15 protein-coding genes are annotated in these 26400 nt (G+C 52.1%); 3 read left to right on the plus strand and 12 right to left on the minus strand.

Features of this window, described 5'->3' with window-relative positions:
- From CA13_RS35910 to CA13_RS30775, 5 genes are all read right to left on the minus strand, one after another.
- Window positions 1-1737, minus strand: a 1737-nt coding sequence (locus CA13_RS35910; protein WP_419195054.1) for an arabinan endo-1,5-alpha-L-arabinosidase, incomplete at its 3' end; no start/stop codon positions are given.
- A 191-nt stretch (window positions 1738-1928) separates the two neighbouring features.
- On the minus strand, window positions 1929-4493 hold the full coding sequence (locus CA13_RS30760; protein WP_146403201.1) for a glutaminase family protein: 2565 nt from the start codon (window positions 4491-4493) through the stop codon (window positions 1929-1931).
- Window positions 4494-4596: 103 nt separating this feature from the next.
- On the minus strand, window positions 4597-5604 hold the full coding sequence (locus CA13_RS30765) for an arabinan endo-1,5-alpha-L-arabinosidase (protein ID WP_146403203.1): 1008 nt from the start codon (window positions 5602-5604) through the stop codon (window positions 4597-4599).
- A 144-nt stretch (window positions 5605-5748) separates the two neighbouring features.
- Entirely contained in the window at window positions 5749-10317 is a 4569-nt protein-coding gene (locus CA13_RS30770) for a family 43 glycosylhydrolase (RefSeq protein WP_146403205.1), read from the minus strand.
- A gap of 74 nt (window positions 10318-10391) precedes the next feature.
- On the minus strand, window positions 10392-13172 hold the full coding sequence (locus CA13_RS30775) for a family 43 glycosylhydrolase (RefSeq protein WP_146403206.1): 2781 nt from the start codon (window positions 13170-13172) through the stop codon (window positions 10392-10394).
- A gap of 505 nt (window positions 13173-13677) precedes the next feature.
- Here CA13_RS30775 and CA13_RS30780 point away from each other — a divergent pair.
- Together CA13_RS30780 and CA13_RS30785 are read left to right on the plus strand one after the other, a co-directional pair.
- Window positions 13678-16209 (plus strand): alpha-L-arabinofuranosidase C-terminal domain-containing protein, encoded by a 2532-nt coding sequence (locus tag CA13_RS30780; protein ID WP_146403208.1) that lies wholly within the window; start codon window positions 13678-13680, stop codon window positions 16207-16209.
- Between the two features lie 291 nt (window positions 16210-16500).
- Complete coding sequence (locus tag CA13_RS30785) at window positions 16501-17676, plus strand: AraC family transcriptional regulator (protein WP_419195055.1); 1176 nt, start codon at window positions 16501-16503, stop codon at window positions 17674-17676.
- 83 nt (window positions 17677-17759) lie between these two features.
- On the opposite strand, the gene CA13_RS35915 is transcribed toward CA13_RS30785, so the two are convergent.
- The 6 genes from CA13_RS35915 to CA13_RS30805 all read right to left on the minus strand — a co-directional run bounded on the left by CA13_RS35915 (window position 17760) and on the right by CA13_RS30805 (window position 24103).
- Window positions 17760-18005 (minus strand): 3-keto-alpha-glucoside-1,2-lyase-like domain-containing protein, encoded by a 246-nt coding sequence (locus CA13_RS35915; RefSeq protein WP_419195056.1) that lies wholly within the window; start codon window positions 18003-18005, stop codon window positions 17760-17762.
- 21 nt (window positions 18006-18026) lie between these two features.
- Window positions 18027-18167: a hypothetical protein gene (locus tag CA13_RS35920; protein ID WP_419195057.1), complete on the minus strand. Its 141-nt coding sequence runs from the start codon at window positions 18165-18167 to the stop codon at window positions 18027-18029.
- Window positions 18168-18191: 24 nt separating this feature from the next.
- Complete coding sequence (locus CA13_RS30795) at window positions 18192-19166, minus strand: FG-GAP repeat domain-containing protein (protein WP_419195058.1); 975 nt, start codon at window positions 19164-19166, stop codon at window positions 18192-18194.
- A gap of 63 nt (window positions 19167-19229) precedes the next feature.
- Window positions 19230-19439 carry a hypothetical protein gene (locus CA13_RS35925; protein WP_419195059.1) on the minus strand — a complete coding sequence of 70 codons (210 nt, stop codon included), beginning with the start codon at window positions 19437-19439 and terminating at the stop codon, window positions 19230-19232.
- 91 nt (window positions 19440-19530) lie between these two features.
- A complete protein-coding gene (locus CA13_RS30800) occupies window positions 19531-22605 on the minus strand; it encodes an exo-alpha-sialidase (protein WP_146403210.1) in 3075 nt (1024 codons plus the stop codon).
- Window positions 22592-24103, minus strand: a complete 1512-nt coding sequence (locus CA13_RS30805; RefSeq protein ID WP_146403212.1) for a sodium:solute symporter family protein — start codon at window positions 24101-24103, stop codon at window positions 22592-22594. The genes CA13_RS30800 and CA13_RS30805 overlap by 14 nt, the downstream gene beginning before the upstream one ends.
- A gap of 777 nt (window positions 24104-24880) precedes the next feature.
- Between CA13_RS30805 and CA13_RS30810 the strand changes: the two genes are divergently transcribed.
- Complete coding sequence (locus CA13_RS30810) at window positions 24881-25225, plus strand: transposase family protein (protein ID WP_419195060.1); 345 nt, start codon at window positions 24881-24883, stop codon at window positions 25223-25225.
- A 959-nt stretch (window positions 25226-26184) separates the two neighbouring features.
- Here CA13_RS30810 and CA13_RS35930 read toward each other — a convergent pair.
- A partial coding sequence (locus tag CA13_RS35930; RefSeq protein ID WP_419195061.1) for a hypothetical protein occupies window positions 26185-26400 on the minus strand: 216 nt, incomplete at its 5' end.

The following is a 26400-nucleotide window of genomic DNA, read 5'->3' on the forward strand; positions in this document are numbered from 1 at the left end:
GGTTTGCAACGAGTCACTCACGTGGTCGTTCGTCGTGGCCTCCACGCCAGTTCCCGCTTCCGTTTCGCTGGCGTCCACCACCGGCCAACCGTCTTTGTCCCATTTTAATTCCATGATCGCCAACCTCGACCGCCCACGCTCGGTTGCATCGTAGTAGTGACAGTGGAACCAATAACGCTCGCCGTCATGATATAGATTCGCGTGTCCTGGACCGATGAACGGACCATCGGTACCCAGAACCAACGAGCCACCTTGGTCAAGCAAATTGATACCCTTTTTGTCCAAGTATGGCCCGCTGATATGTCGGCTTCGTCCAACCCGAATGTTGTACGTACTGTCAACGCCCCGGCAACATTTCCCCCAGTTGAACATCAAGTAAAACCACCCATCATGTTCCACGATGTGCGCCGCTTCGATGTCGTCGTTCGCCGCTAGCGAATGCAGCGGTGCCTCGGGGGATATCCGTTTGCCGGTCAGCGGATCCAACTGTACTAACTTCAGCCCACTCCAATACGAACCAAACGACATCCACAACTGCCCCGACTCCGTTGCAATAATTGCCGGGTCGATGGCGTTGGAATCGTCACTGCTCGAGGTCTCGATTACAATCCCGTGATCCGTCCATCCAAACGCTTCGTCATCCGGATCAAGGGTGGGTGACGAGGCTAATGCGATGGCGGACGTGTTCTTTCCGAAGCTAGAAACGGAGTAATAGAGTAAATAGCGATCGCCTTGCTTGATGATATCCGGTGCCCAGTAGTGTCCACGTTGGTCCGGTACGATGTCGGTTACCCAAGGTGCAATCTCAGAAAAAACCGTCGGCCCACGGTGCCATGTATTCTGGTCCTCGGACCACCATGAGGGAATGAAGCTACCTGTCGAAAACAACCAATACTTACTACCGCACTTGATGATTGACGAAGGATCATGCACGCTAATATCGCGTTTGCCATACCGTTGAAGCAATCGTTTTGCATCCTCGTCTGACAACCGTGGCTGTGGCTTGGGCAAGGGGCGACGCAAGGCCTGAGCTGCGCCACCGGGCAGTTCGATTTCCGTGCTGCCAACCGATTCCATTTCAACGCTCGCGCGTCGCCAAATGTCACGGTCCACGTCGTCTTCATCTGGCACGTGTCCCTTCACATGCACTTCGTACTTAGCAAGTACGCCATCTTGGCTCCAAAACCGGACGGTACCCTCGGCGCCACGGATATCGCCTTCATCAATGCGCCGCGTCGCCAGCCGTTTCGCAGCTTCTTTGCTCGGAAGTGTACCAACAACCGACTCACCCTCTCGACGGATATCGTCTAGTAAAGCAAGAAGCGTTTTGGCTTCAACAACCGGCACCTGGGCGTCACGGGCGAGCGACGCAGAGAACCCCGAGGATCCATAACCTTGGTCCAATAACGAAACCGTGTCCCAACCGCCGTCACGATTTGTCACGGCAGCCGTATTTCCATCGATCACGATGTGTGTCGGCCGTCGATCGAAGGACATCGTCACGTGGGTCATGCCACCACGTTCTATCCGCCCTTGAGTCGGTCCTGGGCGAAACCGTGTTCCCTCAGGGACGTCGACCGACGCAGTCCAACTATAGCTAGCCTGCTCACCCAATGCGGTGATCGCTCGGTTCAACGGCGCCGTCGCTGCGTCATCGGCTTGAACATCGACTGCAAAAAGGCAAAGCGTTGCCATAAAAAAACAGATCGACTTTTTCGAACGAACTCTCTGTCTCATCTGAAACCCTTCTCTATGGTTCATCCTCGCTTGAGGACAGGTGTGATCGTGATCGTCGACTGTGATCGTGACCGTCGACATTGCGGCGCCATCGTTTTGCGAACGCATCACAAGTGCGGTTGGCTGTTCCGCAACGGCATCGGTCAGCCGTTTGCGATTTGGTTCTGAACTTCTCGCAATTTGAATGGATGTTACTTGGCGGGAACGATCGCATCGAGTCCGCAATCGATGAACTGGCCACCGCTGGTTTGGCAACAATGGATCGCGATTGAATTTGAACCTTGGTGCAACACTGAAGCGGGAATTTCGACCAATTCGTATTCAGTGGTGTAACTGACAAGTTCAGCCACCAATTTACCATTCACGTAGACTTCGGCGTCTTCGTCGTGCCAGATGCGTAGGCCAACACGATCAGGCACCTCTTGCGAAATCTCAACCGTTCGACGGACCCAAATTGCATCGCTATTCCATTTCGTTCCGATTGGAGCGTTGGGAGTGGTACGCGTTCCAAAGCCGCCACGACCTTCCTGCCAATCGGTGGCTGGATAATCTGCGGCAAACCATTGACCGGATGGTTTTTTGGTGGTGTAGCGGTAAACCGATTCGGAGTCCATCGCCGTACCAACAATCGTTTCCGTTTTCGGCGGCACAGGCATCGGTGCCCAATTTGCCGCACCTGTTTTATCTTGCGATGCGTACTGATGCCAAAGCGAATCGTTGTACAACATTTTTAGAAAGACGCCGCCCACAACAGGCCTAGCGGTGAAGCCTCGTTTTTTGGCCGTCGACGTAAAGTACCAATCCGTCATTGGACTGCGGTCGGGAGTTTCGTTGAGGAAATCATGCACCGGCTTGACGATCGCGCGGAAGTCGACCTCCCTCTCGGTGAGCGTTGCTGTCCATAGCACCCAGTCCAATTTCGTATAGTCGGACCGATTGTCGAGCGGTAGCCCGAATTGATTTTGTGTCTTGCGATAGAATGCCATTTCGGTCTGGTAGACGTCCTCTGGAAAAAGTCCCAATCCCAAGATTCGATCCCATACCAAGTTGTACTTTTGGCTCCAAGTTCCCTGGCGGTCGAACGCCAAGCGAAAATGGTCACCATCGCGTGCGGCAGCGACCCACTGTGCGGCATACTTCTCAGCGATCTTTTTGTATTTAGCTGCCTCTTCCTTCATTCCACGCATGTCGCAAAGATTCGCATAGGCACCGAGCCCACAAATCGCCTTGGCACTCAAATTCACGTTATGCGCCATGTGCCCGGCAAAGTCATCGGTGCAAAGTTGGTTTTCAGGGTCAAAACCTTTATCCTGCAAGTAGTCAGCCCATTGGCTGAGTTGTTCCCAATAAAGGCTCGCGAAATCCGCATTGCCTTCCATCTTCGCCAATGCTCCGAATAGAACCAACAAGTTTCCACATTCCTCGACGGGCATCTGGTTCTCTTCGCTGGTTTCGCCGCCCCCGTAACGTTGGCCATTGGCCAACGGATACTGACCAAGATCATGCGGTGCAAACGGAAATCGCCACCGATCCGAGGCGGCGTAATCCATGAACGGAACGAGCACCGACTTGGTCAATGAAGGACCGAACAGCAAAAATTGCGGTGCCATCGGATAGAAAACATCCGACGTCGCGATGCATCCGTTTGAATGATTTTCTTTGCAAAATTGCAGAGGTTGGCCGTTGGCATCCGCCACAAACTTGCCCGCAGCAAAACATTGCCGATACGCCAACGCACAAATTTCCGCATACTGTTTACCGCCCGATTGCTCCAAGTCGGACATCAACCGGTCGTCAAATTTTTCGCACCGCTGTTCCAAACGATCATGCTCGCTAATGGATGCGGCAATTAGATCTTTCGCTTCCCAACCATCCTTGCGCCAATAGGGTCGCAGTTTCTCTTTCATATACTCGATTGAATAGAGGTCGTCGTAAGCGATCAAGGCATATCGCGAAACGGGTTGAGCGGCAACTTGCCCCATCGGCATTGCCACGGCGGCAACAACGCTGCCTGCTACAACGGGAAACTCCGGAAGAGGACCTTTCAACGCCTTCGGCCCCAATTGTCCAAACGCCTTGCGAAGCGACACGGAATCACCGAAGCCTGCGGTCGCTTGAAAGTTTTTGGCCGCCGCAACGTACAGGTATCCCCAATCGATTCGTATGTCATCGCCCGATCGACCGAGTACCCGTTGGCTGACCGACCCAAGTTTCAAGGCGGTCGCATTATCCACTGAGTCGGTCGATCCAACCACCTTCTCCGTAGGAACGTTCGTGGCCAACTCACCTCCGGCGTCAAAGTAGAACTCTACCTGATGAGATTGCTTGCCCGATGATTGGACTTCGCAATTCACGTAGGTGATCGGTCGGCTGAGAATCGCAATATCCCCAGGCAGTGCAGGTGTTGTGAACGTCAATCGCACATTGACGTCCGCACCGGCGTAGGTATAAATCGTTCGCGTTGGCAATACCTTGACCGAAGTCTGTTTCATTGCCGGCAATGATTCGGGGCGATCGCCCATCAAGCGATAAGCCTGGCCATCGACTCGCACGAGCGCCGATAATCGATGCGTTTTCCCAGTCCAATGCGTTGTCTTGGATTCACACAGAATGTCTGATTGCGACCAAACACTAAAGTAAGGGTCGCAGGCAACCAGCGGAACCGCTGGGGGCCGAAAATCCGTCTGTGCCATGACCGTCGAACAAGCCAAAGCACCGGTGAAAATGCATACCAAAGAGCGAACGAGCGTCAGCATCGAGATTATCCCAGGTGAGATTGCGGAAAGGTGGGAATGAGTAAAGGTGAGAATGCGAAATTGGTGGGTGTGTTGAGACACAAACAACTAGTTGGAAACCATACTAGTTGGAAACGGGGCTACCAATCTTTGGCCAACCGTCGGCGGTCCAGGTCATAGGTCGAATTTGGAGGATTCGCTGAGCATCCAGATGTTCCATGTCATAAGTGTGGTGGGCCATCCATTGGCCTTGATCGGTCGTCAGGATGCTATTGTGTCCCGGCCCGCGCCAACGATCATCACCAACAAGCACCTTGGTGCCACCGCCATCGAGCATTGGCTTGCCTTGGGCATCTACGTACGGTCCGAGCACATTTTCCGATCGTCCGACCACGACTTTGTAGTCGCTGTCCGCCCCGTCACAACATCGATCCCACGATACAAACATGTAGTAGTGCTCGCCGCGACGAATCACATAAGCTCCCTCGATCGCATGCGTTGGATGATCAGGCCGCGAAGCAACGGGGATAAGCGGAGCCTCGGCAAGCGGTTTGCCGGTCGCAGGATCTAACTCGATCGCCTTGATACCTGACCAAAAAGAGCCAAAAAACAAATACCACTTTCCGTTTTCATCTACGAACAAAGCGGGATCAATTGCATTGTAGTCGCCTCGGCCGATGTGGGATTCCACGACCTTTCCTCGATTGATCCATTGATAGTCAGAGTCTTTGGGATCGATCGCCTTATTGACTGCAAGCCCGATGGCGGATCGCTGGCTCCCGAAGCTAGAGACAGAGTAGTACAGATAAAACAACCCATCGTGGTAACTCAAATCGGGTGCCCAAATTCCGCTCGACTTGGGCACTTCGGCTTTGGCCCACGCCGGTACCGCTTCTTTGAAGACATGGCCGATCCGCTTCCATGTTTGTAGGTCTGGCGAATACCAAAGATTTAGTCCGCGCCCGGTCGAAGCAACGTAGTAGCCCTTTTCACCTTGAGCCGTGTCTGCTGCAACAATCGCGGGATCGGCACCCCCGGCAAGAATCGCATTACTATCGGCTGCTGTCACCAGCGGAGAGAACCAGCACAGTGTTGCGATCAAGGCGAGTGTAGGAATATTACTGCCAATCATCGAATGACTCCCTAGTGGAAATGGCTTGTGAAATATGTAGCGACCGTTACCTGGTAACAATCGCTTTGATGTTAACGAAACTTCGTTGAGCTGTGCCCCCGTATAGCTGCGACGTTTATGTGTAGGCGTACAGGACACGCCGCCTCACTTGGCCTCAAATCGCAAAATCGTAAACGAATGAGGTGGCAACTCTAACTCTTGTTTAGCATCTACCTTGATCGCGGACGTATGCGGCAACACGCTCGGCAGATCGCCAAACCGATTCTCGGCTTGCGCGTCTCCCGAAAGGATCGTCATTTGGGCTGTCAGGCCCAGTGGCTCCATTGCGGACAGGTCGATTGTAGCGGAAACCGCATCCTTCGATTTGCTAACCACCTTTACGATCAAGTCGCCACTTTGCGTCTCTCGCACACACGAAGCTGAAATATCATCGGTCTGGGCAAGAAAGCTATACTTCAAATCATGGATCAATTCCGAATCGAGATAACAACGAATTCGCTCTTCCGTCAATTCAATTTTGATGTCGTACCAACGATTCGATTCGATCGCTCCACGTACGGTCGGGCCGACAATGCTCGAGCCACCGTCGCGGAACCGTTGAAGTGCATGCATGGTGTTTTGCCAACCGCCGATGTTCCACCAGAAATGCTCGTCGGCGTCGGTGGTCCCAAAACCGATTAGGAAACCCTCGGTTCCGCTTGGCTTCATCGCCCGTAGCGTCAAGGTGTAGCCCGTCCGGTCGGCGGGGAAGTTGAATTTTGCAATGGCCGGTTCTTTGTCGGAACTCTGCTGCAGCTCACCCTCTTTCACTTCCCAAATCCCAGATGTCTTTTCCCACTCGGGAGACAATTGTTCGAAGGCTTCGTCCAAAATCACTTCGTTTCCCTTGGTGATGCGCACATTGTCAAACCGGGCTTGACTGTTCCAACTTCCCAATTGGATGCCATCTTGATGCGATTGATCGGCCGTGGATGGCGTGCCTTCCCCAATTTTCACCTTCGTTGGAAAATACTCGTCACCGGCGTGGATGCCAAACAATTGTTGGACGTAATAGTTGATCGACGGTGTTATCGAGTGGTTGTCAAAATAGATCAAGTCGGGACGCCATTGTGTCCGCCCCCGCTTGGATAGCAACGGCGCGTAAGACGAAAGCCGTACGTGGTCCCCGTTACGTTCCAACGTTGTCATGTAGGCGGCCTCGGATAATGCCGACCGCAACGTATTGCTGCGATTAGGTTCATGGGCTGCGTATTCACCCAAGTAGATTTGACTGCGTTCGCGATCGGATTGGTCGAATCGATCAAGGTTTCCCCAGAACCACTCCGGCGATTTGTAACCGTGTTCGTCAACCATTTCCAACTCGATTGCATCCGCGAACTTCCATCCCTCTTCGTAGTCAAAGCCATCCGTTGCCGGTCCGGTCGTACCAATCACGACAAGCTGCGGATACTTCGCCTTGACCGCCTCACGAATCATTGCAAAACGCTCTTTGAATACTGGAGTGATCGTATCCTCGTTACCGACACCCAAATACTCCAAACCAAATGGTTCGGGGTGCCCCGCTTCGGCGCGTTTAGCACCCCATGTGGATGTGATGGGTCCGTTGGCGTATTCGACTAAATCCAATACTTCTTGGACGTACTGAGGCATCAGCGCCATCGGGATCCCCTGTTGGCCTCGGGGGACAAGATTCAAATAGTTGCCTGAGTTCTGACAGCAAACACCAGCGGGTACCACTGGCAAAGGCTTCGCACCAACGTCTTCGCAGAATTGGAAGTATTCGAAGTATCCCAATCCCATGGTTTGGTGATAGCGCCAAATGTTTCGCTGAGCCTTTCGCTGCTCGACCGGTCCGATCGTGTCTTTCCATCGATACATGTTTTCTAGACCGTCACCATGTGCCAAACAGCCACCCGGAAAGCGGATGAAACGGGGTTTTAAATCCGCAATCACCTGAGCCAAATCTCGCCGCAAACCGTTCGGTCGATTCTTGAAGGTCTTCTGGGGGAACAACGACACCATGTCGATCGCCGTCGAGCCCGCTCCGGATATCGAGACAACCAACCGCGCGTTCGGATCGTCACTGGTTGGGACAATCGTTGCGGTATATTGGGTCCATTGATCCGTGATCTTGTCAAAGGTGATTGCGCCTAGCGATTCACCACTAACCCGCTGCAACTGTACAGAGATCGGTCCCGGTGACGCCGATTCGATGCGTGCAAACAAGGAAACGTTATAGCCGTCCCCGGCAACGAGAGGGATCCCATCGAAGCCCTCGTTACGTAAACTTACCGCTTCACCTTCTCGGTCTGCACGAAGAACGGCGTAGTGAGGATTGCGTTCGTTCAGTGGGGAACCAGATTCAGCCGTGACAGCCCCCGTGACAGCCCCCGTCGAATCGTCTTGCGACACGAGGGACCAAGCAGTCAATGAATTCCACGCCCGATTATCTCCGCGGCTGTATTCAAACGACCGATTCTGGATCAATTCCGCATACAGCCCACCGTCGGCGGCATAGTTAATGTCTTCAAAGAAGATCCCAAACAAGTCAGGACTGATCGCTTTGGCTTGGCTTCCCACCTCGATCGTCGCAACTCGCAATGATTCCGACTCGGTAGCATCCAGAACCATTTGCTTCATGTCCGAAGCACGGGTCCAAACAAAACAAGAGCCATCTTTCCGGCTTGGCTGCGGCCCCGGGTGATCCGCTGTGATCTGATTTGCCGGGCCGACTCGCAAATGTCGGTGTGTCAAGATCGACATGAGAATTAGATCGCCATAGGGATTCTCGGTCCATTGAAATGTCTCGCTGTCGCCCGGTTGGCATTCTTTCAATGAGACGCCGCTGCCCCTATCGGTTTTGGTTACCGAAACAAACCGATCACCCGATTTCAATGCGACTCGCCCCAAGCCTCGATCGACAACGATGAACTTCGTGCCGTCGGCTTGCGATGGGTTGGCCGGTATTCGGATTGCCGAGAGTTCACCATCACGGACGGCCAGGCATTTGCCCAACCCATGCAACGACAACGCGATCTCTTGTCCCACGGGAATCGGACGCATCAATCCATGCGGGTGAGGTTCATCGACAACAAACGAATCAAAATCAGCAAAGCCACCATCCGTGCCTTTGGTGTTGTAATGGAACAACGAGTAGCGAACGCCTTGGAAAGTCCGTAATTGGAATACGAGTGGGAATTCGTCTCCGAGAGCTTCGAAATTTTCGCCATCGGTGCTGTAGTACAACTGAGCGACTTCCTTCAAGAAATCACATTTTGCTCTGAACCATACGCGTGACTCGTTAAACGGTGCCGTCGCGGTCGATCCAGTGTACTGATTGGTAACTTCGATCAAATATTTGTTGCCTTGTTTGCGTGCTCCGATCCATGCGTATGGCATGTTCAGCAGCGCTAGGCCGGCGACATCACCGTCGCGCATTCCCTGCATATCCAATTGAGTCGTTGGAATCGAAATCGGTCCCATTGCACGCTGTGTCAACGTGTTACGTGCCTGCCAAAAATCTTCTGCCGCCATCGAATTCAGCCGAAGATAACCTGGACGTTCTGCCAACGACCATTTGGATTCGACCGGAACGTGATTCCACTGCCAAACGTTTGCGAGTTCCGGGCCACTGAAATCATCATTGCGTTTATAGGGCGATTTTGGTTGGACCTGATGTCCCGTGTCTGGCTTCACCCATGTTCTTGGTGTGCGTTTGAGGTTGCCGGGCAGCCCAAAATAGGGCCACCCGTCCTTCCAAGTTACCGGTGACAGACAAGTCAATCGCCCGACCGAGTTGTAGTCCATCATCGAAAAACCCCACCACTCGCCTTTCTGGGTTTGCACGATACCACCTTGGTGAAGCGACATGCGGCCGTCCGAGCGGGTATTTGGTAGCGTCAGACGAAAAGGCGGCGGATTTCCATTTTGCAGACGATAGCCTTCGGCCAACCCAAAATCCTCATCCATGCTGATCGCTTGGTTCACTTCATACGGTCCTTCCGGGCGATCGGCACGTGCACATGGCATCCGCATTCGTCCTGCAAACCAAGCACTCGTAATAAAGTATTTGCCATCGACCTTATAGAAATGGACTCCTTCGCCCATCCCGGCATCCCTCTCGATGAGTACCTTTTCGGTTTCAGGGATAATATCGGTCAAGTCATCGTTTAGCTGCGCAAAACGAATACCTTGATACCCCCAAATCACGTACGCTTTTCCGTCATCATCAAACAGTACCGAAAGATCGTGCAGCGATCGTTTCATTTGCCGATGTGTCCATGGTCCCGCCGGATCCGTCGCCGTAAACAACTGAGTCGTATGCCCGTTTACATTGGTAAAGATATAGAACGTTCCGTCGTGGTAACGGAAACAGGGAGCCCAAATCCCTTGACCATAAATCGACTTACCATCCTCCATTCGGAACGCCGGTCCTAAATCAAGCCGGTCAAAGGCATACGTCAGCAATTCCCAATTCACCAAGTCCTTCGAATGCAGCACAGGCAAACCAGGCATCGTGTGCATCGTGGTACCGGTCAAATAGAAATCATCACCGACACGAATCAAATCGGGGTCCGAGAACTCATCATAGAAGAGTGGATTGGTAAAGGTCCCGTTGCCGTTATCGGGTTCGTAACCCTTTGCAGGCATGGACAGGATTGCCCCAAGGCCAATCGACATGATGGCTAGAGCAAGATAGGACTTTGCATTCATGTTTTTCGTCTGCGATTCAGCGGGTCGTTTGCTTGGATCACTCAGGTTACTTGTGCTCGTTTTTTTACCTTGTGCTAGTCTGTTGCGTACACTTTGATTCCCCATACGCCAGGGTGGCCATCGGCGATTTTTAGACGCAGATATTGAGCCTCGAATTCTTTCTCATCCACCTGCGGCGACTGAACTCGCGGCTGTTCGCACTTGATAGCCGATGTCCAACGTTGACCGTCGAGCGACGATTCGATCTCGTACGCGTGCCCCAATGTCGGTCGGTACAAGGAAAGCTCGGTGCGAACGATATTTTGGGGGCTTCCGAAGTCCAATTGCACCCAGGGATCCGAATCGTCCTCCGCAGGTAACCAGCGAGTAAACAGCGAGTCATCAATACAATTTTCGGCATCGTACAATTCACGCCTCACCTGTCGCGATGCATCCGACATACCATTGATCGTGATGGGAACACGAACGCTTGAAGCCGTCACCGTCACGTCGCTGCCTTTAATCCGTTTGCCCTTCATAGAGCCGTCGCGTTGGCCGCTAACGATGGACAAAGAGCGATTCGCTAGCGGTTCGACGCCGGCGGTCGATAGTTTGACCGGCTGAATGGTCCCATCGTCATTGAACGACATCTGATTAATGCAGACCTGACGAGTAACGCCACTACGTCCATATTCCAAATAGGCAAAGTAATAGTCATCAGTGCCTTCGGGAGAAAATACGGTGCCGTGTCCTGGCCCAAAAATCCCTTGTTCAGGATCACTTTGGGCAACAATATCGTGCTCAGGAGTTTCGAACGGACCCAGTGGGGAATCGCGACTGATGCAGTAAGCGTAGTGATACGTTTCGTGGCCGCTAAGTGTGTAAAGGTAGTAATAGATACCGTTGCGTTTGAACACGATCGGGCCTTCGCTATATCCATCTCGCCCGGTCTTGATCGTAAGCGGATCGCCAACCACTTGGGTTAGGTCGTCGTTCATCCGCCATGCCCTACGGTGATTGCTAAACAAGTAACCTTGTCCATCGTCATCAACAAAAACTTCGGCATCAATCGTGTCCAGCAGCGGCTCTTCCCTGCTGCCAGCGATCAATTGAAACGGACCATCGGGCGAATCCGCTGCCGCGACGCGAATCTTGTGATTGAGGCTCGGGAATAGTAAATACCGGCCGTCATGACGAATAATGCGGCTGGGAGCCCAATACAACATGTCGCTCGCCTCAGGCATCAAATGCCCTTTGAACGACCAATTCACAAGGTCCGTTGATTTCCAAACCACAGCCGGCCCGTTGTGCCATCGGCCAAAGCCTTCGCGAGGACAATCGTCCGTAGTGGCGGTCATATAAAACACGCCGTCGAATTCGGATATCGATGGATCCGCGATACAATCGGCAACAACAGGGTTGCCGCTTGATGAAGGCCAAACCGCTGGTTCAGGAGTGGCGCCAAGTCGATCCAGTGTCACATCATCGTACCAAGCCGTTCCCGAGGATCTTCCCCAACCGCCCAACAGTGCGTTGATCTGCAAATGCTCATGCGCGCCAGTGTCAAATTCAATGGCCACGCTCTTCCACGACATTGTACCGGTCACGGCCTCGGTCTTTGCCATGACAATTTCATGAATGTTCAGCAAGGCTCCCCGACCGCTTCCCGCTACAACATTCTCGGTTCGAATCTTGCCGCCAAGCCGATAGCGACTATTCGGTTGAACCTCGGCGATCGTCGACCAAGCCGCATCAGCGGTCTCAGCCGATTGGATACTTACACACCGCGAATCGTCGATTCCCGTGGCCACCGATGCAAATTGTGCTTCGCCGGCAAAGACGTGAGTATTCCAGTGCAAAGGGGCGACCAATTCCTCTTCACCGTTAGAGCCAATTTCCTCAAACGATCCGTTAATACTCCCCGGTGGTTTCATCACCAGCAACCGCTGGGCGACTTCTTCGGAAACGGCAAAAGTCGTCCCATGCCTCATCCCACTGGGGTAAACCAGTGGCGTGGAAAGTTCTTCCCACGATTCGAAATCACGAGTCTGCATCGCCTTGTAGTGGTGACGCCCATACTCATCAAAATAGACGATCCAGCGATCTTCGACTCGCAAAACAGATGGCCCTTCGACCCAATCAGGCGAGAACGGTTCACCCAGTCTTTCGAAAGGCCCTTCCGCCGTCGACGCAGTGGCCACAAACAAGTTCTTTTTCGCTTCGGGAAATCGCGTTTCGTCTTTCGAAACCAAAATATAACGATCACCATCACGAACCATGAAAGAATCAATCACAGCCAATCCCGGATCGTAGAAAAGTTTCGTCTCGGAATAGCTCTCAAAATCCTTTGTCGTAACGTAGTACATGCGGTGATTCAGTTCGCTTTCGCACGTCCCGGCTGTCTCGGGGAATCGTTTGCCGATCGTTGACGCCCAATAGATCAAGTATTGCTTGGTCGCATCGTCGTAGAAAATTTCCGGTGCCCAACAATTCTCACAATCAGGCTCGTGATCCATCACGCCAACACGCTGTTGAGTTGACCAATGGATCAAATCCTTCGAATGCGCGACGCCAATTCCCTGATCGTGCCACCCGCTGGTCCAAACCATATGAAACATTCCATCGGGGCCACACACAATCGATGGATCTCGCATCAAACGATCTTTGTCCACGGTCGGTCGAAGCAAGGAACGATCGCCATTGATCGCTGTCCATTGAATGCCGTCGGTTGAGTGGGCTAGGTGTAGACCGTCCTCGCCGTTGCCTTTGAAATAGCTAAACAGGTAGTGATCATCAGCAACAACAGTGGATATCAAACCCACCGTTGACATCGCCAAAACGATCCACAGCACGACTGTCATCAAGGGACGGTTCATAGTGTTGGGCTTTGGGTTGGGGAAGAATTTGGGCTGGGTAAGAAGGAGGAGGGCTATCGATCAGGTCGACGCACACAAGTCTTTGCGTCTGCGTGGTAAACCTCAGCATCGGGAGTAAACGTCTGCAATGGGAATTGCATCGTCAGGACGTCTTCAGCCTAGTTGCGTTCATAGCAGCGGGTCGGTGACACGCCCCGACCGGATTGTGCATGCTCGACTGTACCCCGCGGACAGGTGCTCAACTAGTCAATAATCGCGCATTAAAATATCAGATATACGCAATCAAGCATCCGGGTATTCCTCGCTACCGAAATTTAGGATCCGCAAATGTACTATTTTTTTGCGCAAAACTAAGGCTAGAGACTTCGCAAATTTGTCTTTACGCTTTCCGTAACTTTCCGATGCACGCGCGTTCCGTATCGTTGTTTTTGATTCGCCAGCGCCAAGATTTGCTGCTTCTGCAAATCCTACCAATGAACATTCCTCCTCGGACTAGATTTCCGTCATGAGCGTATCCGTTGCACAGCTTCGTTTCCTGCTTGCACTGATGGTGCTGCAATTCACCTTCAATTTAAATTCATTGGTGGACGCCGCCGAATCAACCGCGTCACAAGACTCTCCTCGCGCCGGCACGATCACCGTTCATGTAGACCAACCCACGGTGGAACTGCCCGAGACTCTTTACGGGTTGTTCTATGAGGACATCAACTATTCGGCTGATGGTGGCCTGTACGCGGAGCTTGTTCAAAACCGTTCTTTCGAATACTACCCAGTGGAAGGTTGGAACAGGCGTAGCCAAACAATGCAACCGCTTACCGCATGGGAGAAAGTTTGTGACAAGAATGAAGATTGTTCGCTTGCGGTTGAATCATCCGATCCACTCAACGATGTCAACATGAATTACCTTCGCTTGACGATCACGAAACCCGGCGATGGCGTTGGTGTCGCGAATCTCGGCTACGACGGAATATCAGTAAAGGAAGGCGAAACCTACGAGTTCTCTGTCTATGCCAAACGGACAACGGACAATCAATTGCCACTTCACGTTCGGTTGGAAGGTGAGCAAGGCGAGATTGCCTCGGCCCAGATTGACACGTTGTCAAAGGAGTGGACGAAGTACGAAGTCCCGATGACCGCCCGACGAAGTGACGCGAAAGGTCGATTGGTCTTGCTAACCGGTGGTACGGGCGACGTGATGATGGATATGGTCTCGTTGTTCCCTCGAAACACATTTAACGAACGTAAGAACGGTCTTCGCGCCGATCTCGTTCAAGCTCTCGTTGACCTCAAACCTGCTGTATTCCGATTTCCGGGCGGGTGCATTGCCCACGGGCAAGGACTCGACAATGCTTACCGATGGAAAGACACGATTGGCGACGTTGCCGAGCGCAAACCGAACTGGAACCTTTGGGGTTACCACCAAAGCTATGGCCTCGGTTACTACGAGTACTTCCTGCTTTGCGAAGACATTGGTGCCGAGCCATTGCCCATTCTTCCCGTCGGTGTCAGTTGCGGGTTCCGCCAACCGTTTCAAAATGCCTTGATGGACCAATTGCAACCATGGATTGATGATGCCGTTGATTTGGTTGAATTCGCCAACGGTCCCGTTGACAGCCATTGGGGTAGCATTCGCGCATCGATGGGGCATCCCAAGCCGTTCGGGCTAAAGTATGTTGGGTTAGGAAACGAAGACCATCATACGCCGGAGTTTGAAGAACGTTTCCCACACTTTGTGCGTGCGTTGCGAGAGCAAGCACCGGAAGTCAAAATCGTAGGCACGTCGGGTCTTGGACCTGAAATCCCAATCTACGAATTCATGTCCGCTCAGGGATGTGACCTCAGTGATGAACACTACTATGAATCACCCGAATGGTTTATCGCCAACGCACATCGCTTTGATAATTTTGATCGCAGCAAAACGAAGGTTTTTGTCGGTGAGTATGCCTCGCGAGGCAATCAACTTTACAATGCCGTTGCCGAGGCGGTTTATTTGACCGGGATTGAACGCAACGCAGACCTTGTCCAAATGACCGCGTACGCGCCTCTATTTGCACGCTACGACTACACTCAGTGGACCGCCGCAGATTTGATTTGGTTCAATCACGACACCGTCGTGCGGACGCCGAACTACTACGTGCAACAACTCTTCAGCGTCAACAAGGGCGATAAATACCTAAAGAACGAATCGGAGTTCGACGCCGCATTGTCATCCGAATCGCTACCTTCGGTCGGCCACGTCGGCGTTGGCACCTGGGACACGACAGCCGTGTTCGATCATATTCAAGTCAAAGTTGGCGATGATGTCGTCATCAAAGACGGTTTCACCGACGAGGATACCGACAACGGTTGGCAGGTGCTTTCGGGGGCATTCGCTCGTGGCAACGAAGGCTATGCTCAATCCGACCAAGCGGCCAAACCATCGTTGACGATCCATGAAACACCTATTGAAACACCCGAAGCGGTCCTGACACTAAGAGCCAAGAAAGTGGCCGGACGTGAAGGATTCTTGATCGTCTTTGGACATAAAGCTTCGCAAACCAATTATTGGTGGAATCTCGGCGGATGGGGCAATACCCAACATGGAATCGAAAAAGGCTCTGCGGACGGAGAGGGCGGACGAAGTCTTGTTGTCGGGAAAGCGGGGCGCATCAGGACCAATGTGTGGTACGACATCCGCGTCGAATTGGATAGCAACCACATTCGCTGCTACTTAGACGACGCTTTGATTCATGATGTGACGCTCGAAACCCCCAACGTCGCCGTCGCTGCAAGTCACGACGATGATGCGAATTGCATCGTTTTGAAACTTGCCAACCCAACCAATGAGACATACCGCACTTCGATTAAGCTTGAGGGTGCTGGAACCATTGCTGCAACCGCGACTCTGTTCGAGTTGGCTGGAGATCGCGTCGACATGAATGACCTGGAAAACCCCCATCACATCAAGCCTGTCAAACGTGAGATCTTGGTTTCCGACGAATTCGAGCACATGATCCCGCCGATGTCGGTGCAGTTCGTACGTATCCCGCATCAATAAACTTATGCGGTCTACCTCAAAATATAGCGTCGCAAGCGCTCTAACCCTTTCCCTTCCACTGAGATCCATTCCGCTGTCGCATGTTTGATCTGCACTTTAGGCAACTTGGTTTAAGATCCCAACGGTCATTGCCGGACCGACACGCATCATGCTACACAAGGTTTGCGTCTCGAAATTGCTGCTATTTTTGTTGCATGCGGCCCGCGTTTATCCATGAAGACCATGCAAAAATGTTACAGTTAGGGAAGTTGAATTTTCATCTGTTCGATCGAGCAAAGGAACTCTGAGAGCATGACGATCCGGGACACGCCAAACGTGGCGTTATTGATAGAGACCTCCCGCGGATATGGTCGGCAGATGCTTCGCGGAATCGTACGTTATGCGCGACTTCACGGGCCATGGGGATTCTACATTACGCCCGGCGATTTCGTTCAGGCCCTACCCCAAATGCAGCAGTGGGGCGGTACAGGCATTATTGCCCGGATCGAAACACAAGAGATAGCTGACGCGATTTTGGAAACGGGCTTACCGACGATCGCGCTAGACCTAACCGAAGAAGAATTAAAACCTAGCCATCCGCTTTCAAAATTGAGCGAAGTGTCGTCTGACTCTAAAGCCGCAGCAAGGATGGCAGCCGAGCATTTATTAGAGCGAGGTTTCCAAAATTTTGCGTTTGTCGGAAACGAGGAACGCGTCTGGTCGAAACGGCGAGAGAAAAGCTTCTGTGAAGCAATTGCCGAAGCGGGATTTAAAGTCAACGTCTACAATTCGACTCGTACTTGCAGTTGCCAAAACTGGGGACAAGATCTGCCCAATTTGTCAGCGTGGCTTCAGAGTTTGCCAAAGCCAACGGGAACGCTTGCATGTAACGATTCCCGCGGGCGAGATGTCTTGGAAGCCTGTCGGACTGCCGGAATTAATGTACCTGAGGAATTAGCCGTAGTGGGTGTCGACAATGACGAACTCCTCTGCGAGTTGGCAAATCCGCCTCTATCCAGTGTGGCGTTCAACGCCGAAGGTACCGGTTATCAAGCGGCAGCATTGTTGGATCGCATGATGCAACAAAAACAACTCAAGCCAAAACGTTTGAAAGCGAAGCCGCTCCATGTGGTCACGCGACGATCGACCGACATTGTTGCCATTGCCGATCCCGATATTTCAGCGGCGCTCCGTTTCATTCACAACCATGCGACGGAACCTATTCAGGTGGAAGATGTCGTTCGGCATCTTGGTATTTCACGCCGAAAACTTGAAGTTCGCTTTCAGCAACTCATTGGTCGTACGCTTCATGCTGAGTTGCACCGCGTCCGTATGGAACGGGCGCGACGCTTGTTAGCGGAAACGGAGTTACCGATTCCAAAGATTGCCGAGTCCACTGGATACAGCACCCCGTCGTACTTCATCCAAGTATTCCGGTCAGAACACGATACTACCCCTGCAAAATACCGCCGCCAATTGCGTGATTGAAGCGGCGGGATGAATAGATCGTCCACTCAACCGCGCATGATTGAGTTTAGCAGTCATCTCGTCGAAAAATCAAGACAAAGGTTTTATGGTTTCAGTGGCTCGGCGCCCTGACGTAACACTTCAAGTTTCATGTTTCGATAGCGAACCTCGGTTTTTCCACCACTGTGGAGTTGAAAAGCGATGATGCCGCGTTCTGCGCCTGCCTGATCGTCTCGGTCAACACAGGGTTGGCCATTGATGAATGTGCGAATGTGATGGCCCTCGGCGACGAATTCGTATTGGTTCCATTCGCCAAGTTGGACGTGCTGTTCGCCCGACTTGTCCCACAACAACGCGCGGCCGTGTTCTTCCTACAGCTTGCCCCACCAACCTTTGCCAATATCGGCTTGGTAGCCGCTGACTTCGCCGTCGTGTACCTTGCTGCGAAATTGGATACCACTGTTTCCCTGATTGCCAACGAGCTCGCGTAAATCAACGACAACACGACGCATCGATTCACTGTCCGTTCCATTGCTTCATAAAAAGACTTCACCGTTGTCTTTGCGTATCAATTCGACGCGAACCGACTTTGTCCGATGAGTCAGGACGTGCGAGCCCTTCATGCCACCGACTACAACGTCGGGTAGTCCGTCCGCGTTAATATCCTTGACCGTGACTTGTCGACCGATACCAGCCTCTCCGTCAATCAAGTACGGAATCCAGTCAACTCCATCGTCACCGCGAACCAGCTTGAACCAGTAAACCACGGCTCCGGCGTCCCACATTGGACTTCCCCGGTGATGAGACCAGTAGGTTTTTCCGGTCACAATGTCTTTCAACCCATCGCCATCCATATCGACCAAAGCGAGCGAATGTAGTTCACTAAATAGAACGCCATATTTGTTTTCCGACTCATGCGATCCCATGATCTGGTGTCGTACAAACGAGACTTCATCGCCAATTTTCCTCTGTTCGTACCAAGCCAGCCCAAACTCATGAGCCGAATCGCTTGTGATGATGTCGTTGTCACCATCCGCGTCGACATCGTACGCATAGATTTCGGCTCCGCCGCTTCCGCCAGTAAGCTTGACTGAATGAGGTCGCCATCGCGTGGTGTCTGCATTGGCACGCGGTTGTTCGTACCAACCGCCTGGGTGAATGATGTCCATCCGACCGTCGTTATTGACGTCGCCAATTCCAAGGCCGTGTCCAAACTTACTAGAACCGGTCTGTTCGGAAATCGGATGAAACTCCCACGTCCCCAATGGGTTATCAGCGTCGATCGTTGCGAAACCGAAAAAACCGTCTTGGATGCAAACAAGCTCGGGGCGATCGTCGCCGAAGAGGTTCACGAATTGGGGCGATTCGTTCGACACACTATCCAATACACGATGTTTCTTCCAATGAGCATCAAACCCATCCTTCCTTGGGTTCTCGTACACGTAGGCCGGCGTCCCAGGGAAGCCCACGACGAACACGTCGTTCCATCCATCACGATTGATGTCGTGCACCCACGAGAAGAAATTGTCTGCGTAGCCGTTTACGTCCTGAGCGACGGGTTTGTAGATCTCGTATTAAGTCTTGTAGTCGGGGCCGGCAAACCAATACAGACCGTAAACCGCATCGGCCACGCCGTCACCGTTAATGTCCCCGGCATTGGCACCTTCGGAGAAATAGGTGGACGTCAGTTGAACTCTGTCGAAAGAATGAACGACATTTTCTTCAGCCTGGGCCGAGACCGAAGCAATGATGCACGCGAAGATGACGAGGCGAGAAATGAGCATAGACGGAACCTTAAGGATGGAATGTTGCCGCGAGCCGCTATCGAAAGCGAGAAAAGAAAATGAGTTGCCGCAGTCTTCAACACCAGCGTTATCAATGCCAATCTTGGATCGTTAATGGATCACCAGTTTCAATCTTAGTCGAATCGATCACGACATGTTTGACCCGTTGACGTTTCCATGTATAGGTCACGTGAACGAATCCGTCTTCGGTTTGAATGATCGCCGGATAGCTGAATTCGGCATTTCGTTCATTCTCCAGCACGGCAACTTTTCGCCATGTGAAACCATCATCGGAAATTGCCAGATTCAACAAGCCTCGGCGTCCCCAGCCCGTCTTGCCGCTACCAAGATGGTTATATACCAAAAGGTGACGGCCATCACGCAACGTAATCGCTTCGATTCCCGAATTTGGATTTGGAAGGTCGATCGCCTCAAGTGCTGACCACGTGTCGCCATCATCCCCAGAAACACTGCTGACAATGACGTTCTCCTTCGTCCGACATAGAACTTGCAATTTCCCGCCTGGATGTCGCAAGAACGTCGGCTGAATTGCGTTGTACTGATTCGCTGTTTCGATTGGCCCCATTCGATTCCATGTACCGTTTGGGTGACCGTCTTCGAGCGATATCGACTCAAAGTGAATTTTCCAGCCGTCATATTCGGTGGACGAACCACACAGCAGTGTCTTTCCATCGCTCAAAAGAATCGGCTTGCAACGAACCGGTCCGTCGATTCCCTCCGGCAAGCGGCGACGATTGCGAAACGTCTTGCCGCGATCGAAACTGACCATCATCTCGCCCCACCACTCACGCGGATTCGGCCCCACCTTGAAAAACAAGAGTGTTGGCGAGTCCCCTGGAGGCTGAAAAAGGACCGGATTCCAACACGGATATCGAAGTCCGTTGTGCTGAACTCCGTCGGCGACCTGCGATGGCGTGGACCATCGAGCCCCATCATGGTAGCTAACCCATATGCCAACGTCTTTCTGACCTTCCTTGGTACCACCAAACCAAGCCGCAACGAGTCCGCGACTGGTTTCGCAGATCGTCGACGCATGGCATTCCGCAAAACTTGCCTTGGTGTAAATGAACTCTTCACTCACCAACCCAGGGAATCGTTTTTCGCTTTCCACTTTGGCTGGCGATGCGACAAGCTGTTCGTCCGAGTACGTGACGCATTGGTCATGCTCAGCGTAGTACAGCCGCCCATTTTCCGCTCCGACTAACAAGTCCGGCTTACCGTCTTGGTTGAAGTCGCACGTAGCGGGGCTTGAAGTATGCCCGGCTACATTTCGACGCGCAAGGTTTCCAATCTTTTTCAGAACCACTTTTCCATCACGATCTTGGCAGTTGCGATACCAGAGGGCGTTTTCCGAGTTCACCAAAACATCCAATCGCGAATCACCGTCCCAGTCGACAACATTCAGCTTGACTCGGCCGGAACCGCCACAGCTCTTTGCGTTGAGTTGCAGCGGTTGATCGCTCTCATCGACAAAGATGCGCTTCGCTTCCCCGCCGTCCGAACGCAGCGTCAAGTAGCCCTGCTGATCGAGCATTACTAGGTCAAGCTTGCTGTCGGCGTCAAAATCAATGGCAATCGGAGTCGTTCGCCACTGAGTCACGGTGTCGCCTGCTAAGGTATCGGACAAAATCCAATCCGGTGGCGATTCATGAAGTCCCGTATGAAGCGGAGTGTCGATTAACTTTCCTGCCTCGGTTCGCAGAATACCGACGCGAGCAAGTATCGAGTTGTAGATGACATCGGGGTCAGAATCGTCATCCCAATCAGCGACCGATAAAGTAGTGTATCCCCACTTCGCTTCCGCCGGCCCTTGAATCGAGCCACTTGGTCCCGCCAGAATGCGAAAGGGCTTTGAAACGGTTTTGTCATCAGCGGTTTGAGCTGGCAACCGCGTTGGGGACGACCACTTGGGCATATCGTCCGCACCCATACCGAGATTCACGAACAAGCCAATGTAGCCAGCCGTGTTCCCACACAGAATATCTTGGTCACCATCGTGGTCCCAATCATATGCGTAGGGTGTCGCCAGTGCACCGAATTTCAGCGTGTCCGCTTCCTGCTGAAAATATTGTGGCCCAAGAAAGACGGGATTTCGATTCTGTAGGCCTCCAGTATTCTCGACCAACGCGACGCGACCATCTTCATCACCCACGACCAGATCAATATCTCCGTCGCTGTCCCAATCGAACGCTGTCGGCGTGATCATCTGCAAATCCATCACCAGCGGTTCGCCTACGTTGTCCTTCAGTTTTTGGCCAGCCGAGTACTCGGGGTTCATTCGCGTGCCAAGATTTTCAAAATAGGTGAAGCCATCAAGGAATTCGCCGCACAACAGGTCGAGGTCTCCGTCCCCATCAAAATCCGCGAAGTTAGGAGAAGGCCATCCGTAGACATCGATATCACCACCGGCTGCCTGCACCCTTTGTGGTGACTGAGAATACTGCGGTTCGGTCGTCGTTCCGTCATTGGTGATCAGATACACATAGCCATGCAGAGGTCCGTTCCGCCAGCGACCGTGGTTGTCATACGCATGATCCCAACCGTAATCCGTCCAGTCGCCGACACCAACGACGATGTCCTGATCAGCGTCTCCGTCATAGTCAATATACCGCCACATATTGGCGCGAACTCTGCTTTGGTGAATGTTGTTCTTAGGGTAGAACCGCTTACCAGATTCAAAGTCAAAGACGCCGGTTTTCGCATCGCGAGAATATTCCCAGCACGTCTCGAGAATCCGCGGCTGACCATCCACATAACTGACCTGCAAGTTCTGCTTTGCCTTGCCGACACGGACGCCAGGTCGAAACACGGGCAATTTCGCTGCGCGATCCTGCGTCGGATTTTCGAAAAAGTAAACGCCGTTGGACGGTTTGTCTGGGCACGACACCAATAGATCCATGTCGCCATCGCCGTCATAGTCCATCGGCATCGGCCACGCCCAAAGTCCCACGCCCAGATCGACATGGAGTCCAGGATGGTTGTACTTCAACTCGTTCAGATTCCATCCGTCATCTGCATTGACTGAAACCGAAACCACGAGGACGATGAAGGTGGCCAAAACACGATTCAATCCATTCCGAATGGACTTCGCAATCAACGATTCGCATGTCCGCGACAAACAGGTGGCATAGTTAGCTTGTAACATTGGTTTCCTCTAATTCTCTGTCGCCAATTAACTTCGCGGCGGCGAAGCCGGTTATCGTGATCGTAATTGTGCCAAGGAACACGGTCAAAAATGGATGGAGTGGGTTACGGCAACTTTCCGCCAGAAACAATGCATTTGGCGAAAAGGTTAGCCATGTAATCACCGCAACGCCAACGACGACGCCGCAAATCGCCGCACCGGAAGTGATCCTACGACTGAAATAGCTTAATAGAAAAAAGCCAAGCATACCGCCGCTTATCACCCCCGACATTTGCCACCAAACATCAAGCACGCTTTTGACATGAATCATTGCCATCGCCAAACCAGTACCGGCGACTCCCCAAAAAGCCGTGCTCAGATAAAGCACCATCATCGCTCGCTTGTCACTTGGCTCGGACTCGATCAGCCGTTTGTATAGGTCGGTAAGCGTCAGTGTCGCTGAACTATTTAAACTGCTACTAATCGTGCTCATTGCCGCAGCAAGAATTGCCGCCAACATGATGCCCCGTACGCCTGACGGAAGTGATGACATGATGAAGTGTGGGAAAATTGCGTCGCCCTTACCGATATTCCACTCAGCGATTAAATCCTCGGGCAGCAGGTCCGGTTGCACCGTGTAATAGCAATAAAGCGACGTTCCGATGAAGAAAAAACAGGCACTGATGGGTACGTACAACAGGCTCCCAAACCAAACTGATTTCTTTGCTTCTCGTTCGGTCTTCGCCGAGAGGTAACGTTGTGTGTAACTTTGGTTGATCGCAACGTTCTGAAAGTTAATTGTCAATGCGTATAGCATGACCACCCAAACCGTCGATTCTGTCCACTCGGAAATACTAAAACTGCCGAGACTGAATTTGTTCTCTGCCGCTGCAACCTCTAGAATCTGTTGCGGGCCTTCCGGCATGAAAAAGGGTATACAAACCGCACACAGGATCGCGCCACCAATCAACACGACCGATTGCAACGCATCGGTCAAAACGACACCTTCGAGACCTCCGATGCATGTATAGAGCGTCGTCAGCACGCCTGTGACAACGATGATTGTCACCATGTCCCAATGCAAAAGCCGCTGCATGACTACCGCAATCAAAAACATCACCGACCCGACCCTAGCGATTTGCAACAACATGAAGCACACGGACATGTAGAGTCGCGCCCACGTCCCAAATTGCGATTCCATGTGTTCATAGGCAGAAACAAGCCCGTGTCGGCGGTAGAACGGCACGAATAGCTTGGCACCGAGCCACGCGATGAGTGGCAGAGAAAGCGAAAATACAAACGCATTCCAGTTGCCGACAAACGCCTTACCAGGAATGGCCAGAAAACTGATACTGCTGACGTAGGTACCAAAAATCGATAAGCCAACGATCCAACCACCCAGCCTGCCGCGAGCTACCATAAAGGAATCGGGATCGCGACTACGCCGCATGCACCAAAAACCGAGGCCAAGCGAGGCCGCTAGGTAAACGATCAGTATGATGTAATCGAGTGTCGACATTGCTTAACGTTTGCTTGTCTTTGTGCTGTATATCAAGTTCGAATAACCTGCCGTGATCCGCGCATCCGAGTTAGCATCACCGTGCGAATCCATCCGGTGCCACCTCAATGCGAGACGTCCGATATCGCGGGCCAAACATCTGCCAACAATTTGAGCGCATACCTAAAACACTCAAGACGCATCTCCGAAAGTAAACATTAATGACGGCTTGCCGCATCCGTCCATTGCCAACTCACGAAGATATTGTTCAGTGAAATTCGTAATCCGGATTTTTGTCTCGGCCTGCTTCAGGGCAAAGCCAATTAGTTCGCATCAGCAAATCGGTTTCACCAACGGCGTCCTCTCGACAACAATGACCACCACAGTCTACTCGATTTTTCTGGCCGCCTGTGGACCAGCGTATCGATCACTGATCGTGTCAGACTTTGCGGGGACACTGCCCATATGGACCTTCGTACAGAACGGTTGGTTACAGAATGCACTAACAACGGAACTGCATTTGCCAACCAGGAAATTAAATTTGCGTAGCCCGCAAAGAAGCAGCGAAAAGGGGGGCAGGTACAAACGCGTACCGCTATCGCACGCACGCCTAAACCTCGCGATTGGGTGAGTAACCAGGTGAGGAAAAAAGACGACCAAAAAAGTCAATCCGACTGTTCGGCCCAAATACCCTCACAGAAAAAATGACAGAAGAATGCACACGGCCATCGCATCAAAAGTTAACCAAATATTCGTTTCAGACTTGGCTAAGTCCAATGTCGGTGCGAAAGATTTCATTTGACGAATGTCAAGGCAACGGCACGCACAAACGGATTTCCAAATGTCATACAAGTCGCTCGTAAGCTTTACGATTGCTTCCAACACGTCCAAGAATCAAGAGTCAAGGACCGAATCATGCACACACTCCACTCCATTCTCTTTATTGTTGTCTGCGCAGCAATTGCCGATGCCGATGGTCCCGCAGGGATGGAAGAATTCGCAGTCCAAAAACGGAATTGGCTTGAAAGGTTTGTTGATATTGAAGACGAAATCCCATCTCACGATACGATTGGCAGCCTTTCACCTGATCCTACAATCCGGTTGTTAACTCGCTTGTTGTGGATTCGATTCCTGCGCAGGTGACCGAAATCATTCTTATTTCTCGGACGCATGGAATTCACCGCCAAACGAGCATAGTGGCAGTGACAAAAATTGTCACCCTTCTGTCGGTATGGTGTCTGTTGCAATCCCATTGTCGTTGCACTACATTCGATATCGTCACGGGATCATGAAACTCCCGCTGACTAATTTTATATTCATCCACTCGACGCTAGGGCTTGCAACACGGCTGTCACCCAAGGGCACGAAGTGCAGTCAGATGTTGCTCTTTTTGCGAACTGATTGCGACTCTTGATCGTCAGTGCTTCAGCTCGCAAACTCCAATCGATCGACAGGACGGGTCAAGGCCAATCTCTCGTTCCCGATAACGTTCCAATCGATCGTCCTGAAATCATTGATGAAACGATAGACCCAACTCACACACGCTCGCTCACTCGACAAAGGTGTCTTATTCAATCGAAAATGGACACGAAATCTCTAGATTACTTCTCGTTTATTTTTGTCGATCACGCCCGCTAAGTCTTCACCGAGGACCACCGAAATGGCTCCATCGCCATCCGTTTGATCTCTCGATCGCTCCGCAAGCGTACCAAGACACCAAACTCGATTCGGTTAGCCGATGTCGCTCCCTCTCCCAATTGAAATGGTGCAAACAACATCATCCTGCGTGGAACCAAAGCCAAACGTTTCCCAAGATATGCCGATGTCAGGCGTATTCAAACTGATGAAAGACATACAGCTTTCCCCGGCAGCTAATCGCCAATACAATGAGCGAAGAAATCAATAACGCCACAAATGTGAACAAACGGTCAGTCCGGGAGTCGAGACGGGCCCCATTGCCGCGTCAAGCATGACTCATGGGAACATTGTCGCCCGCTAGTGTTGCCAGCTACCCGTTTAAGCAAACGAGTTATCACACGGCTCAGTCGTGTGATAACAAGACATATCAGTAGCTAACCCGTATATAAACAATCGTTATCCGATCAACGACGATCGGTATGCTGGTGTTGGGCCTTGGCGTCACAACACTGGCTTGCGGCTGATGCCGGTGAACGATATACGCGAGGAACCATTCCCTCGGACAATTTTTCTGGTTCGACCTTCCAATCTCCTGATGGTTTGCGCGAGCCTCCTCGCACCGACCATCGGCGTGCTCGGGCGACATTCGTTGCTCGACGACGGAACGTCCTGATGGCTTG

The organism is Novipirellula herctigrandis (assembly GCA_007859835.1).
GTDB lineage: Bacteria > Planctomycetota > Planctomycetia > Pirellulales > Pirellulaceae > Novipirellula_A > Novipirellula_A herctigrandis.